General features: G+C 61.4%; 12 protein-coding genes. 8 read left to right on the top strand and 4 right to left on the bottom strand.

What is annotated here, in order from left to right; all coding sequences use genetic code 11:
• The first annotated feature begins 95 nt into the window (after nt 1–95).
• From ahr to ACOI7D_RS26070, 6 genes are all read left to right on the top strand, one after another.
• Nucleotides 96–1115, top strand: coding sequence for an NADPH-dependent aldehyde reductase Ahr (ahr, locus tag ACOI7D_RS26095; protein WP_023291784.1), 1020 nt, complete (start codon nt 96–98; stop codon nt 1113–1115).
• Between the two features lie 130 nt (nt 1116–1245).
• On the top strand, nt 1246–2130 hold the full coding sequence (locus ACOI7D_RS26090) for a carbohydrate ABC transporter permease (RefSeq protein ID WP_168443687.1): 885 nt from the start codon (nt 1246–1248) through the stop codon (nt 2128–2130).
• Nucleotides 2120–3007 carry a carbohydrate ABC transporter permease gene (locus tag ACOI7D_RS26085; RefSeq protein WP_048294078.1) on the top strand — a complete coding sequence of 296 codons (888 nt, stop codon included), beginning with the start codon at nt 2120–2122 and terminating at the stop codon, nt 3005–3007. Before ACOI7D_RS26090 ends, ACOI7D_RS26085 begins: the two co-directional genes overlap by 11 nt.
• Nucleotides 3008–3017: 10 nt before the next feature.
• Entirely contained in the window at nt 3018–3842 is an 825-nt protein-coding gene (locus ACOI7D_RS26080; RefSeq protein ID WP_109546707.1) for a phosphodiesterase, read from the top strand.
• Nucleotides 3843–3847: 5 nt separating this feature from the next.
• Complete coding sequence (locus ACOI7D_RS26075) at nt 3848–4921, top strand: ABC transporter ATP-binding protein (RefSeq protein ID WP_109546708.1); 1074 nt, start codon at nt 3848–3850, stop codon at nt 4919–4921.
• Entirely contained in the window at nt 4914–6224 is a 1311-nt protein-coding gene (locus ACOI7D_RS26070; protein ID WP_064155462.1) for an ABC transporter substrate-binding protein, read from the top strand. The genes ACOI7D_RS26075 and ACOI7D_RS26070 overlap by 8 nt, the downstream gene beginning before the upstream one ends.
• Before the next feature lie 165 nt (nt 6225–6389).
• Here ACOI7D_RS26070 and iolE read toward each other — a convergent pair whose 3' ends face one another.
• From iolE to iolD, 4 genes are read right to left on the bottom strand one after another with little or no spacing between them, the layout of a single operon-like run.
• Nucleotides 6390–7289, bottom strand: a complete 900-nt coding sequence (gene iolE, locus ACOI7D_RS26065) for a myo-inosose-2 dehydratase (RefSeq protein WP_002886970.1) — start codon at nt 7287–7289, stop codon at nt 6390–6392.
• A gap of 23 nt (nt 7290–7312) precedes the next feature.
• The gene (locus tag ACOI7D_RS26060; protein WP_004152193.1) at nt 7313–8197 is read right to left on the bottom strand and encodes a sugar phosphate isomerase/epimerase family protein; all 885 of its coding nucleotides are present in this window, start codon (nt 8195–8197) and stop codon (nt 7313–7315) included.
• Nucleotides 8198–8238: 41 nt separating this feature from the next.
• Nucleotides 8239–9252: a Gfo/Idh/MocA family protein gene (locus tag ACOI7D_RS26055; RefSeq protein ID WP_004152192.1), complete on the bottom strand. Its 1014-nt coding sequence runs from the start codon at nt 9250–9252 to the stop codon at nt 8239–8241.
• Nucleotides 9253–9298: 46 nt separating this feature from the next.
• Nucleotides 9299–11239, bottom strand: coding sequence for a 3D-(3,5/4)-trihydroxycyclohexane-1,2-dione acylhydrolase (decyclizing) (iolD, locus tag ACOI7D_RS26050; RefSeq protein WP_109546709.1), 1941 nt, complete (start codon nt 11237–11239; stop codon nt 9299–9301).
• 505 nt (nt 11240–11744) lie between these two features.
• On the opposite strand from iolD, the gene ACOI7D_RS26045 reads away from it, so the two are divergent.
• The gene (locus ACOI7D_RS26045; protein WP_023291778.1) at nt 11745–13658 is read left to right on the top strand and encodes a bifunctional 5-dehydro-2-deoxygluconokinase/5-dehydro-2-deoxyphosphogluconate aldolase; all 1914 of its coding nucleotides are present in this window, start codon (nt 11745–11747) and stop codon (nt 13656–13658) included.
• Between the two features lie 151 nt (nt 13659–13809).
• Nucleotides 13810–14667, top strand: a complete 858-nt coding sequence (locus ACOI7D_RS26040) for a MurR/RpiR family transcriptional regulator (protein ID WP_004206536.1) — start codon at nt 13810–13812, stop codon at nt 14665–14667.
• The last annotated feature ends 539 nt before the right edge of the window (nt 14668–15206 follow it).

Here is a 15206-nt window from a genome sequence, read left to right as displayed (position 1 = left end):
GTCCGCCCGCTTCGCTACCCCTCCGATTGCCAAGCGCCGGGGAATACCATGCTCTACACTTTCTGGGTTATCACGCCAACCCCAAGGAAACAAACATGAGCATCATTAAAAGCTACGCCGCCAAAGAAGCGGGCGCCGAACTGTCGCTGTGGGAATACGATGCCGGCGAGCTGCAGCCGGAAGATGTCGAAGTTGAGGTGGAATACTGCGGGATCTGCCATTCGGATCTGTCGATGATCGACAACGAATGGGGGATGTCGAGCTACCCGCTGGTGGCCGGTCACGAGGTGATTGGCCGGGTGGCGGCGCTGGGCAGCGCGGCGCAGGATAAAGGGCTGAAGATTGGCCAGAAGGTCGGCATCGGCTGGACGGCGCGCAGCTGCGGCCATTGCGACGCCTGCATCAGCGGCAACCAGATCAACTGCCTGGAAGGCTCGGTGCCGACCATTCTCAACCGCGGCGGCTTCGCCAATAAGCTGCGCGCCGACTGGCAGTGGGTGATCCCCCTGCCGGAGAGCATCGATCTGGCGTCCGCCGGCCCGATGCTGTGCGGCGGCATCACCGTCTTTAAACCGCTGCTGACCCACCACGTCACCGCCACTAGCCGCGTCGGGGTGATCGGCATCGGCGGCCTCGGCCATATCGCCATTAAGCTGCTGCGGGCGATGGGCGCGGAAGTGACCGCCTTCAGCTCCAACCCGGCCAAAGAGCAGGAAGTGCGGGCGATGGGCGCCGATCGCGTGGTCAACAGCCGCGATCCTGAAGCCCTAAAAGCGCTGGCCGGCCAGTTCGACCTGATTATCAACACCGTCGCCGTCGACCTCGACTGGCAGCCGTACTTTGAAGCGCTGGCGTACGGCGGCAACTTCCACACCGTCGGCGCGGTAATGAAGCCCTTCCCGGTGCCGGCCTTTACCCTGATCGGCGGCGACCGCAGCATCTCCGGCTCGGCGACCGGTAACCCGTCCGAACTGCGCACGCTGATGAAGTTTGCCGGCCGCAGCAAGGTGGCCCCGACCACCGAGCTGTTCCCGATGTCGCAGATTAACGAAGCGCTGAAACACGTTCGCGAAGGCAAAGCCCGCTACCGCGCGGTGCTGAAAGCCGACTTCTGATGGTTCTCTCCCGCCGGGCGGCCCACTCGCCCGGCGTTTTCCCCGTCGCTTCATCAAACCGTCATCTCCCCGCCATGCCTCTGTAGTCATTGCTTCCCACAATCCGGGCTTCGATAAATGGCTGAACGAGATGCGCGTCACCATGAGAAAGACCTGGCTTCCCTGGCTGATCCTGTCGCCTTCCTTGCTGTTTTTACTGCTCTTTACCTGGTTCCCGCTGGGGCGTTCGGTGTATGACAGCCTGTTTGATACCCGCATGGCCAGCGACGGCGCGCAGTACGTCGGGCTGGATAATTTCGCCCGCCTGTTTGCCGATAACGTCTTCTGGCAGTCGCTGGGCAATAACCTGCTCTATATCCTGCTGACGGTGGTGCCCGGGGTGACCCTCGCCCTGCTGCTGGCGGTCGCCCTGAGCGAGAACCATCGCGTTAACCGCTGGCTGCGCACCGCCTTCTTCTTCCCGATGATTATCCCGATGGTCAGCGCCGCCGCGCTGTGGCTGTTTATCTTTATGCCCGGCCTCGGCCTGCTCGACCACTATCTGGCGAAGCTGTTCGGGCCGATGAACAACAACTGGCTGGGGCGCAGCAACAGCGCGCTGCTGGCCCTGGCGCTGATCGGCGTGTGGAAGTTCGCCGGCTATTACATGCTGTTTTTCCTCGCCGGGCTGCAGAGCATTCCGGCCTCGACGCGGGAAGCGGCGCTGATGGAGGGGGCTACCCGCACGCAGGTCTTTTTTAAGGTCACGCTACCGCTGCTGCGCCCGACCCTGAGCTTTGTGATCACCACCGCGCTGATCTACTCCATCACCCAGATCGACCACGTGGCGGTGATGACCCGCGGCGGGCCGGACAACGCCACCACCGTGCTGCTCTATTACATCCAGAATCTCGCCTGGGATACCCATGACCTCGGAAAAGCCTCCGCCGCCACCTTCCTGACCCTGGCCGGGCTGTTCGCCTTCTCGCTGATTAACCTGAAACTTCTGGAGAAAGGATCCCACTATGAGCGCTGACATCTCGCCGCTGCTGGTCCGCACGCCCGCCGCCGCCCGTCCGCTGTGGCTGCGCCTGCGCCGCTCATCGCCCTTTACGCTCACAGTATTAATGTGCTGCCTGGCGCTGCTGTGGATCAGCCCGTTTATCTGGATGCTGGCCACCTCGTTCAGCGCCACCACCTTCGGGGAAGATATGGCCTCGCTGCTGCCGCGCCTGCCGCTGACCCTCGATAACTTCCGCGACGCCTGGAACAGCGCCGACTGGCTGAGCCTGTACGCCAACACCCTTATCTTCACCTTCGGCACCTTCTTCGTGCAGCTGTTGACCATCACCACCGCCGGGTACGTCTTCGCCTGCCACGAGTTTCGCGGCAAGCAGACGCTGTTTCTCCTGTTCCTGGTGCAGCTGATGATCATGCCGGTAGTGATGATGGTGCCGAACATGCTGACCCTGAAAACCTTCGGCCTGCTCAACACCCTCACCGGGGTGATGATGCCCTACTTCACCTCGGCGTTCGGCGTGTTCCTGATGCGTCAGGCGTTCCTCGCCATTCCGAAAGAGCTGGAGGAGGCGGCGCTGATGGAGGGCTGCCGCTGGTGGCAGGTGCTGTTCCGCGTGCTGCTGCCGATGTCCTGGCCGTCGGTGCTGGCCTTCGCCACCGTCAGCATTACCTACCACTGGAACGAATACCTGTGGCCGCTGATGATGCTCAACGATCCCGATAAGCAGGTGCTGACCGTCGGGCTGGTCTCCTTCGCCATGGGCGCCGAATCCGGCGGCCAGTGGGGCACCATCGGCGCCGGAACGCTGATGGTCTGCCTGCCGCTGATGCTGGCGTTCATCCTTTTTCAGAAACAGTTCCTGCGGAGCTTCGGCTTCTCCGGGATCAAATAAGGAGTGATTCATGCTGTTAGCGCACATTTCCGATACCCATTTCCGCAGCCGCGGCGAGATGCTGTACGGCTTTATCGACGTCAACGCCGCCAACGCCGAGGTGGTCTCCCAGCTTAACGCGCTGCGCGAGCGTCCGGACGCGGTGGTGGTGAGCGGGGATATCGTCAACTGCGGCCGCCCGGCGGAGTATCAGGTGGCCCGCCAGATCCTCGGCAGCCTGAACTATCCGCTGTATCTGATCCCCGGCAACCACGACGACAAAGCCCATTTTCTGGAGCATCTTCACCCGCTGTGCCCGCAGCTGGGCAACGATGCGCAAAATATGCGCTATGCGGTGGATGACTTCGCCACCCGCCTGCTGTTTATCGATTCCAGCCGCGCCGGCACCTCGAAGGGCTGGCTGACCGACGAGACCATCGGCTGGCTGGAAGCCCAGCTGTTCGAGGGCGGCGACAAACCGGCAACGGTGTTTATGCACCACCCGCCGCTGCCGCTGGGCAATGCGCAGATGGACCCGATCGCCTGCGAAAACGGCCACCGTTTGCTGGCGCTGGTGGAGCGTTTCCCGTCGCTGACGCGCATCTTCTGCGGCCACAACCACAGCCTGACCATGACCCAGTATCGCCAGGCGCTGATCTCCACTATCCCCGGCACCGTCCATCAGGTGCCGTACTGCCACGAAGACACCCGGCCCTATTACGACCTTTCTCCGGCCTCGTGTCTGATGCACCGCCAGGTCGGTGAGCAGTGGGTGAGCTACCTGCACTCGCTGGCCCACTACGCCGGGCCGTGGCTGTACGACGAAAACATCAGTTGCCCAACGGAAGAGCGCTAACCGCCATGCTCAGTCTGCAAAACATCAGTAAACGTTTCGACGGCAAGCCGGCGCTCAGCGCCCTGTCGCTGGATATTCACGAAGGCGAATTCGTGGTGCTGGTCGGCCCGTCGGGCTGCGGAAAAAGCACCCTGCTGCGCCTGCTCGCCGGCCTGGAGCCGGTCAGCGAAGGCCAAATCTGGCTGCATGATGAGAACATCACCGCCACCACGCCGCGCGAGCGCAACTTCGCGATGATCTTCCAGAACTATGCCCTGTTTCCGCATCTGTCGGTGCGCGACAACATCACCTTCGGCATGAAGGTGCGCAAGGAAGAGAAAAGCAGCTGGCAGCCGCGGGTGGACAACGTGGCGCAGATGCTGCAGCTGGAGGCGCTGCTCGACCGCAAACCGGCGAAGCTCTCCGGCGGCCAGCGCCAGCGGGTGGCGATGGCCCGGGCGATTGTGCGTAATCCGCGGCTGTTCCTGATGGACGAGCCGCTCTCCAACCTCGACGCCCGTCTGCGCAGCGAAGTGCGCGACAGCATTATGGCGCTCCATCAGCAGCTGAAAACCAGCACCATCTATGTGACCCACGACCAGACCGAGGCGATGTCGATGGCCGACCGCATCGTGGTGATGAACGGCGGCCACGTGCAGCAGGTCGGGCGCCCGGAGTATCTCTACGCCAACCCGGCCAACCTGTTCGTCGCCGGATTTATCGGTTCGCCGGCGATGAACCTGCTGTCGCTGCCCTGCGCCAACGGTGAAGTACTGTTGGGAGAACAGCGCCATCCGCTGCCGCCGCGCCACCGGGATCAGACCCGCGTCTGGCTGGGCATTCGCCCGGAACATATTACCGACCGCGTGGAGGAGAGCCATCTGCGCCTGCCGGCCACCGTTCTGCAACGAGAACTGATGGGGGCCGACTACCTGCTCCACGTCAGCACCCCGATCGGCACCCTGCGCTTTAGCCGCCGCCACCGCGGCACGGTGCCGGAGAAAGGCGAGTCGCTACCGATCGGCTTTTCGCCTGCCGATGTGCATCTTTTTCATGCTGAGACCCAGCATAATTTACTGATGGAGTGTAATCATGTTTAAACCCCTTACGCTAGTCGCGGTTGGCCTCAGCCTCGCCCTGAGCGGCGCGGCGCTGGCGAAAGAGAAAATAGACTTCATGTTCCCGGCGCCGGTGGACGGCAAGCTGACCATGGAGATGACCCGCGTCATTAAGCAATTCAACGACTCGCAGCAGGATGTGGAAGTGCGCGGCATCTTCACCGGCAACTACGACACCACCAAGATCAAAGCTGAATCGGCGCAGAAGGCCGGCCAGCCGCCGGCCCTGGTGATCATGTCCGCTAACTTCACCACCGATCTGGCGCTGAAGGATGAGATCCTGCCGATGGATGAGTTGTTTAAATATGGCGATCAAAAGGCCGGCGATTTTCTGCAAAAGGAATTCTGGCCCGCGATGCATAAGAACGCCCAGGTGATGGGCACCACCTATGCGATCCCGTTCCATAACTCGACGCCGATCCTCTACTACAACAAGACGATGTTCGATCGGGCCGGGATCAAACAGCCGCCGCAGACCTGGGCCGAGCTGCTGGCCGATGCCAAAAAGCTGACCGACGAGAGCACCGGCCAGTGGGGGATCATGCTGCCGTCGACCAACGACGACTACGGCGGCTGGATCTTCTCGGCGCTGGTGCGCGCCAACGGCGGAAAATACTTTAACGAAGATTATCCGGGCGAGGTTTATTACAACTCGCCGACCGCCATCGGCGCCCTGCGCTTCTGGCAGGATCTGATCTACAAGGACAAGGTGATGCCGTCCGGGGTGCTGAACTCGAAGCAGATCAGCGCCGCGTTCTTCTCCGGCAAGCTCGGGATGGCGATGCTCAGCACCGGCGCGCTGGGCTTTATGCGCGAGAACAGCAAAGACTTTGAGCTTGGGGTGGCGATGCTGCCGGCCAAAGAGCAGCGCGCGGTGCCGATCGGCGGCGCCAGCCTGGTGAGCTTTAAAGGCATCAACGAGGCGCAGAAGAAAGCGGCGTATCAGTTCCTGACCTATCTGGTGAGCCCCGACGTGAACGGCGCGTGGAGCCGCTTTACCGGCTACTTCTCGCCGCGCAAGGCGTCATACGATACGCCGGAGATGAAGGCCTATCTGCAGCAGGATCCGCGGGCGGCGATCGCGCTTGAGCAGCTGAAGTACGCCCATCCGTGGTACTCCACCTGGGAGACCGTGGCGGTGCGTAAGGCGATGGAGAACCAGCTGGCGGCGGTGGTTAACGATGCCAAAGTGACGCCGGAAGCGGCGGTTCAGGCGGCGCAGAAGGAAGCCGACGCGCTGATGAAACCTTATGTGGATAAAACCGCGCTGGCGGAAGTGAAGTGACGCTTTACCCGTCATCGCCACCCTCACCCTGGCCCTCTCCCTGAGGGAAAGGGGACAGTCCGGCGCCGGGGTTAAGATCCAGTCAGGCGGTTTGCAAGCGGGAACAGGGATTGAGAAAGGAAAAAAGCAGGCCATACCCGGTATGGCCTGAAAATGTCACAACGATTAGATCCCTGCCGTTTCGCGGATATATTTGCGCGCTTTTACGGCGTATTCGAAAGGATTGGCCAGGGCAGGATCCTGCTCGGCTTCCACCACCATCCAGCCTTTATAGCCAAAGTCGTCCAGCAGCTTGAACACCGGACGGAAATCGATCACCCCGTCGCCCGGGACGGTGAAGGTGCCTTTTTTCACGCCGTCGAGGAACGACAGGCCGTCGCGGCGCACCTGGTCGATCACCGGCGGACGGACGTCCTTCAGGTGGACGTGGTTGATGCGCGGCAGATACTTTTTGAGGATCGCCAGCATCGGCGCTTCGCCGCCTTCGGAGTACCAGGCGTGGCCGGTGTCGAAAAGCAGGAAGACGCGCTCGTCCACCAGCGACATAAACTTGTCGATTTCCGCAGTGGTCTGGATGCCGGTGCCCATGTGGTGGTGCAGACAGACCTGCATCCCCTTCTCCGCCGCCAGGCGACCAAGGGTGTTGTAGCCTTCCGCCACCCGCTGCCACTCTTCGTCGCTGAAGCACGGCTTCGCATCGCCGAGGATCGGCTTATCCAGCCCCTGGATGCTGCCGCTCTGCTCGGAGCAGCCGATGACCTTCGCGCCCATCGCATGGAGGAAGTTCATGTGATTGACGAATTCATCAATGGTTTTTTCCCGCTGGCCGTTAGCGAAAAAGGTGCTGAACCAGGCGTTGCAGATCTGAATGCCGCGGATATCCAGCATCGGCTTGAGGACCGCCGGGTCGCGCGGATATTTGCTGCCGACTTCGCTGCCGGTAAAGCCGGCCAGCGCCATTTCGCTGACGATCTGCTGGAAAGTGTTTTCGCTGCCGAGCTCCGGCATATCATCGTTAGTCCAGCCGATCGGGGCGATAGCCAGTTTGACGTTATCTTTGTTCATAGTAGGGCTCCTGCCGCTGCGCCTTAGCGGCGCAGCAATTCACGTTCAATGAGTTCACGGGTTTCCACTGCCTGGTATTTCATTTTTTCCGGGTAGCCAAACAGCGAGGTGGCGACAATCGGCTCCCCGCCGACCTTGAAGGTCTGCTCGGCGAATTTCATTTCGCGCAGGGTGCGGAACAGCGCGTCGAAATCCACATCCCCTTCTCCGACGCCTACGTGCTGGTGCACCACGGCATCCACGCCCGGCGGGTTAACGATATAGCGGCAATGTTTCGTATGATTGCGGGTATCGGCAATCAGCACATGGGAGAGATCGCTCCCGGCATAGCGCAGCATGCTCGCCACGTCGCCGACGCCTTTGTCGTAGAAAAAGGTGTGCGGCACGCTGTAGACGTACTTCACGTTATCGCTGCGGAACGACTTCACGATATCGACGGTTTCATTGTTCTCTTCGCAGAAATCCCAGGGATGCGCCTGGATCTCCACGCGGATGCCTTCCCGCTCAAAAATCGGCAACAGCTCTTCCATCGAGCGATAGAACATTTCATCGCAGATCTCAGGCTGATTCGGATCGCCGGAAAACTCGGTGTTGATCACCTGAACGCCCATCTCCACCGCAATTTCCACCAGCCGTTTCCAGTTTTTCACCGCCGCCTGGCGGCGCAGTTCGTCCGGGCCGGACCAGCGGTAGACGCAGATAAACGACGACAGCTCAAGGCCGGTATCGCGCAGCGCCTGCTTGTACTCGGCCATGATCTCCCGGCTGGCGCGCGGGTGCTTGTAGAACGGGTTTATCTGCGGGTGCGGCGACTGTTCAATGTACTTGTAGCCCCACTCCGCTACCTGATGGACCATGCGGGTGATCCCGAGGTCCTTAATCACATCCACATCAAAGGCAATTTTCATCGTCGTTACCTGTGCAAAGAAGTTCCGTCGGCAAAGCGTGCTTAACGTTTGTAGAATGCCGGGCACTCAGGCAGCGTCACCTCAACCGGCTCGCTGGTTCCCTGCGCTTTAATGCAGGCGTCCGCCGCTACCGACGCCGCATAGCCGTCCCAGGCCGACGGGCCGTGCAGCTGACCGGCTTTGACGTCGTTGATAAAGGCCTGCAGCTCGACGTCGTAGGCTTTGATAAAGCGGTCTTTCCAGTCGGTCAGAATGGCGGTCGACAGGCTGGCGGACTTGCGCATCTGGACGGCAGACGGCTCCGGCAGACGGGCAATCCCGGTCTCGCCGACCACTTCGCACTGAATGTCATACCCGTACTGGCAGTTCACGAACACCTCGACGTCGATCAGGGTGCCTTTTTTGGTTTCAAAGGAGACGATCTGCGGATCTTTCAGGCGCGCATGGGTGTGCGAGGTGGAGCGCGGGAAGCGCACCTGCACGGAACGGTAGTCATCGTTCAGCAGCCAGCGCAGCACGTCCAGCTCGTGGATCAGGGTGTTGGTGATCGCCATATCGGTGGTGTAGTTCTCGCCAACCGACTGGTTGCGGTGGGCGCAGCGCAGCATCAGCGGCGCGCCGATATCGCCATCGTCGATCACTTTTTTCAGCGCCAGATAGCCTTCGTCGTATGGGCGCATAAAGCCAACCTGCACCAGGCGACGGCCGGCCTTCATTTCAGCATCGACGATACGGCGGCAGCCTTCCGCAGACATCGCCAGCGGTTTTTCGCAGAACACCGGCTTACCGGCGGCGATGGCGGCCAGGGTGTACTCTTCGTGGGTCGGGTCCCAGGAGGTGACCAGGATGGCATCGACATCGCTGGCGTTAATCACGTCGTGGCCGTCGGCGTAGACTTCCGCCTGCACGCCCGGCAGCGCGACCGCCGCACGGGCGTTGTCGGCATTGATATCAGACACCGCCACAACGGTGGCGCCCTGCAGAACCTGGGTGCAGCGACGGATGTGTTCTTTACCGATAGCGCCAGCGCCGATGACACCTAATTTGAGCGACATAATGGTTTTCTCCGTAAGTCTGTAGGATTCAGGGTGGATGTTCGTGTTAGTAATCACGCGCCTGGGCGCGCTTTTCATTAATCATTTGCGCAACTTTGCGGATCCGCTCAGAGAGCGCCGTCTGGGCGACCCCGACGTTCCACCAGCTGCCGTATTTGTGCACCATGGTCTTCGGCAGCACTTTAATATCAATCAGGGTGCTGACCGTTTCGCGACGGGCGGCGTCCAGCGCGTGGCGCAGTTCGTCCAGGGTGGTGACGCGCCAGGTTTTGCAGCCGTAGCCGGCGGCGATGGTGGCGAAGTCCACCGGCACCAGGCCGCCCTGCAGCTGGCCGGTTTCCGGCTGACGGTAGCGGAACTCGGTGCCGAAGCTGTCCATCCCGTGCTCCATCTGCAGGTTGTTGATGCAGCCGTTGGCCATGTTGTCGAACAGCACGACGTTGATCTTCGCCCGCTCCTGCAGGGAGGTGACCAGCTCAGAGTGGAGCATCATGAACGAGCCATCGCCGACCAGGGAGTAGACTTCGCTCTGCGGCTGCGCCAGCTTCACCCCCAGCGCCGCGTTGACTTCGTATCCCATGCAGGAGTAGCCGTACTCCACGTGATAAGTGTTTTCCGCGCGGTTACGCCAGACGCGCTGCAGATCGCCGGGCAGGCTGCCCGCCGCCGCGACGATCACCGCCTCGGCCGGCAGCGTTTCATTCAGCACCCCGAGGACGCTGCTCTGGGTCAGGGTGGAGTCGGTGATCTGGCGGAACTCGCGATATACCGATTCGCGATCGAGATGATCGTCGATCTCCGGCACAAAGGATTTCTCCTGCCACACCGCCTGGTACACGCGCTGGGTCTCTTTTAACTGACGGTTCTGCACGCTCTCGATCTGCGCGCCCCAGCCGGCCTGCCAGCCGCTGTCCGCCAGCGCCGCGTCGAGGGCGGTCATCGCCTCCCGGGCGTCCGCCAGCATGGCAATGCCGTCCAGCTTCCAGGCGTCGAAGTTGTTGACGTTAATATTCAGGAAACGCACCTCCGGATGCTGGAAAATCCATTTCGAGGCGGTGGTAAAATCGCTGAAACGGGTGCCGACGCCGATTACCAGGTCGGCCTCTTTCGCCAGCAGGTTCGCCGCCAGACAGCCCGTCTCGCCGACGCCGCCGACGTTCAGGGGGTGAGAAGAGACCACCGTCCCCTTCCCGGCCTGGGTTTCGGCAAAAGGCACTCCGTAGCGCTCGGCGAAACGGGACAGCGCTTCGCCCGCGCCGGAGTATTTCACCCCGCCGCCGCAGACGATCAGCGGTTTACGGCTGGCTTTGATGGCCGCCACGGCGTCCGCCAGCTGCGCGGCGCTGGCCGGGCGGCGATCGAGACGGTGTACGCGACGCGCAAAGAAGGATTCCGGGTAGTCCCAGGCTTCGCCCTGCACATCCTGCGGCAGGCACAGCGTCACCGCGCCGGTTTCCGCCGGGTCGGTCAGGACGCGCATGGCGTTGATGCAGGCGCTCATCAGCTGTTCCGGGCGGGTAATGCGGTCCCAGTATTTGCTGACCGCACGGAAGGCGTCATTGGTGCTGATGCTGAGATCGTAGCTCTGTTCAATCTGCTGGAGCACCGGGTCCGGCTGGCGGGTGGCGAAGACATCGCCCGGCAGCAGCAGCAGCGGAATGCGGTTGGCGCTGGCGGTGCCGGCGGCGGTGATCATATTGGCCGCCCCCGGACCGATGGAGGAGGTGCAGGCGATAATCTGCCGGCGCAGGGCCTGGCGGGCAAAACCGGTGGCCGCGTGGGCCATCCCCTGCTCGTTGCGCCCCTGATAGACGCGCATGTCGCCGCTATCCTGCTCCAGCGCCTGCCCCAGCCCCAGGACGTTGCCATGGCCGAAAATCGCAAAAATGCCTTTCACGAACTTCAGCTCTTCGCCATCCACTTCCAGGTACTGGTTATCGAGGAACTTCACCAGCGCCTGCGCCGTTGTCAGTCTCAGTTTGCCCATGTTGCACAATCCTTATTGTTCAGTATTTGTGTGTGGCGTCGCGCCGATGCCGCCGGGGCCGTCGTTCACGTCACTGGAATACCTGTGGATTATAGGCAAACATTTTTTTCATTAAATACAAATACAGAAGAAATATTTCATTTTGCGAGAAGGATCAAACTCTCTACCCATTTCATACGTTTCACTTACATTCCTGACACGTTTTCGGACCCTTTTTGGCGGCGCCAGACGGCAACATCCCCTTAAAAATCATAGGTAAATGGCTATCGTTTGGCGTTTCATTTTTCTCCGGGTCGACAGAGGGGGCGATCCGCGCTAACGCGAGGCTCAGTGCGGCAGAGTGGTAGATCCCTCACACTTTTGGTTTTTTAATTTCGAACGAGTTTGCAAATGAAATATTTATTTCTCAAACTAAGGGTAACCAATAACCCTCAGGCTGTTCACGGAGTCGACGTCGGGATCCCGACCCTTCCAGGCAGCAGACACCAAAAAGGAAATCCTAGCTATGAATGCAGCAGTAAAGCGGCTCGACGTCATCTGTATAGGTCGGGTGGCCGTCGACCTCTATGCCCAGCAGATCGGTTCGCGGCTAGAAGACGTTGCCAGTTTCTCGAAATATCTGGGCGGCTCCTCCGGCAACGTGGCCTTTGGCACCGCGATTCAGGGGCTGAAATCGGCCATGCTGGCGCGCGTTGGCGATGAACACAACGGCCGTTTCCTGCGTGAAACGCTCAACCGCGCCGGGGTGGATACCGAGTATCTGATTACCGACAAATCCCGCCTGACCGCGCTGGTGATGCTGGGGATCAAGGATCAGGAGACCTTCCCTCTGATTTTCTACCGCGATAACTGCGCCGATATGGCCTTAACGCCTGACGACATCAGCGAGGAGTATATTGCCTCCTCCCGGGCGCTGGCGGTGACCGGCACCCACCTGTCGCACGCCAACACCCGCGCCGCGGTGCTGAAGGCGCTGGAGTACGCTCGCCGTCACGGCCTGCGTACCGCGCTGGATATCGATTACCGTCCGGTGCTGTGGGGGCTCACCTCGCTCGGCGATGGCGAAACCCGTTTCATTGAGTCCGGGCCGGTCACCAGCCAGCTGCAGGAAGTGCTGCATCTGTTCGATTTGGTGGTGGGAACCGAAGAAGAGTTTCATATTGCCGGGGGCAGCACCGATACCCTGACCGCGTTGAAAAATGTGCGCCATGCCACCAAAGCCACCCTCGTCTGCAAGCGCGGACCGATGGGCTGCGTGGTGCTGGAAGGCGACATCCCGGATAGCTGGGACCAGGTGCCGCTGCAGCAGGGCGTGCGCGTGGAAGTGCTCAACGTGCTGGGCGCCGGGGATGCCTTTATGTCGGGCCTGCTGCGCGGCTGGCTTAACGACGAGGGCTGGGAGCAGGCTTGCCGTTACGCCAACGCCTGCGGGGCGCTGGTGGTCTCCCGCCACGGCTGCGCGCCGGCGATGCCGACCAAAGTCGAACTCGATGACTACCTGCAGCGCGCCGAATCGGTGCCGCGCCCGGACGTCGACGAGCGCCTCAACCATCTGCACCGGGTGACCAGCCGCCGCCAGCAGTGGCCGGAGCTGTGCATTTTCGCCTTCGACCATCGCAAACAGCTGGCCGACCTGGCGCGGGAGACCGGGCGCGATGAAGCCTGCATTCCGCAGCTCAAGCTGCTGTTGTTGGCCGCGGCCGAAGCGGCGGCGCAGGAGGCGGGTCTTGACCAGCGCAGCGGCATTCTGGCCGACGGCACCTACGGCCAGCGTGCGCTGAACGCCATTACCGGCAAGGGCTGGTGGATCGGACGCCCTATCGAACTGCCCAGCTCGCGCCCGCTGCGTCTGGAGCATGGCAACATCGGCTCGCAGCTGATCGACTGGCCGCTGGAGCATGTCGTCAAATGTCTGGTCTTCTATCACCCGGACGACCCGGCGGCGCTGCGTGAAGAGCAGGACGCTCTGCTGCTCGAGGTATGGCAGGCCTGTAACAAATCAGGCCACGAGCTGCTGCTGGAGGTGATCCTCCCGGAAAATGGCCCGGACAAAGACGAGCGCCATTACCACACCATGCTGGAGCACTTCTATCAGCTGGGGATCAAGCCGGACTGGTGGAAGCTGCCGCCGCTCTCCAGCGCCAGCTGGCAGCAGATCACCGCCCTTATCGAGCGCGAAGATCCGTGGAGCCGCGGGATCCTGATCCTCGGTCTCGATGCGCCTTCCGACAAACTGCGCGCCGGTTTCGCCGAAGCGGCCGCACACCCGATGATCAAAGGTTTCGCCGTCGGGCGCACCATCTTTGGCCAGCCGTCGCGGCGCTGGATGCAGGGCGAGCTCAGCGATGAGGCGCTGATAGAGGAAGTGAAACGCAACTACCTGACGCTTATTGGCTACTGGCGCGAAGCCCGCCGCTGATCCCCCAACGCCCGTCTCCGTCACCTTGCGGAGCGGGCGTTTTTCTGTTTCTTCGTGAAATGAATCGCGTATTTCGTCGCAATAAATGAAAAATTCGCTTCATTTGGTACACTGGAAGCCATATTCCTTCCATTTTCTCAGAGCGCACTCTATGGCCAATAACCCAACACAGCTGACCATCCTGCAGGATGAAATCAGGCGTCGCTACGATACGTTAAGCAAACGTCTGAAACAGGTCGCCCGCTATATCCTTGATAACAGCAATAGCGTGGCTTTCGATACCGTGGCCTCCATTGCGCAACAGGCGGATGTTCCCCCTTCCACGTTGATTCGTTTTGCCAACGCCTTCGGCTTCAGCGGCTTTAACGAAATGAAACAGATGTTCAAGCAGCATTTGATGGAAGAGACCGCCAACTATACCGAGCGCGCCCGTCTGTTCCGCCAGACCACCAGCGATGAGTCCAGCCCGCCGGAAACGCCGACGGAGATCCTCAATATGTTCACGATGGTGAACAACCAGGCGCTGCAGCAGCTGGCGATGCAGACCTCCAGCGATGAGCTGGAGCGCGCGGTGGCCCTGCTGGGCGAGGCGGAAAATATCTACGTCATTGGCCTGCGCCGGTCGTTCAGCGTCGCCTCCTATCTGACCTATGCGCTACGCCACCTCGATCGCAAAGCCTTTCTGATCGACGGCCTCGGCGGCATGTTCACCGAACAGCTGAGTCTGGTCGGCCCGAAAGACGTGGTGGTGGCGGTGAGCTTCTCGCCGTACGCCCGGGAAGTGGTCGAGCTGGTGGAGCTGGGCGCGCAGCGCAAAGCGCGGCAGATCGCCATTACCGACAGCCAGGTCAGCCCGCTGGCGGCCTTCAGCGATGTCTGCTTTGTGGTGCGGGAAGCGCAGGTGGATGGCTTCCGCTCGCAGGTTGCTTCCCTGTGCCTGGCCCAGACGCTGGCGGTTTCGCTGGCGCTGAACAGCAGTCAGGAGTCCGAGGCCAAGCAGAAGGCGTGAGATAGGCCGCCTGGCGTCGGTTGCGCTGCGGCGCGGGATAAGCCTGCGGGGGGATGCCGTAGGCCGGATAAGCGTAGTCGTTGTAGGCCGGATAAGGCGAAGCCGCCATCCGGCACAAAGGAGGTTGCGTGCCAGCGCTCATCGCCCGGCGGCGCTGCGCTTGCCGGGCCTGGGGTATATGCGCCTGCGGGTCGCCGTAGACACTGTTTTCGGTTTGCAACTTCCCCGGCCAGACAACGCGTTTACCACGTGTAACTTCAGTGAAATTTGCGCTCCCGGTTAATCGTCTGCGTTATGCCTGGCATGGCGCAGGGAGCGCACAGGGGGCGGCCAGTCGCCGCCGCCCCCTGTACCCCCGGGCTCCGGCCAGCAAAATCGCCGCTACGCGGTCCCTTCGACTTATCCCGGCAGGCTTCGGGTCGGGCCGAGGCAGCGTCCGTGCAAAACACGGCCCTCAGCCCGCATCCATGCGGGCTGCCCCGGCCTTCCGGGAACGTCTCAGCGATTTTGAGGCCGTCAGCACCGGCAGTTTCAGCAAC

Origin of the sequence: Klebsiella sp. C360 (assembly GCF_048822415.1) — a bacterium.
Classification (GTDB): domain Bacteria; phylum Pseudomonadota; class Gammaproteobacteria; order Enterobacterales; family Enterobacteriaceae; genus Klebsiella; species Klebsiella quasipneumoniae.
Note: the sequence above shows the minus strand (reverse complement) of the source record. Positions and strands in the feature narration are given on the sequence as shown.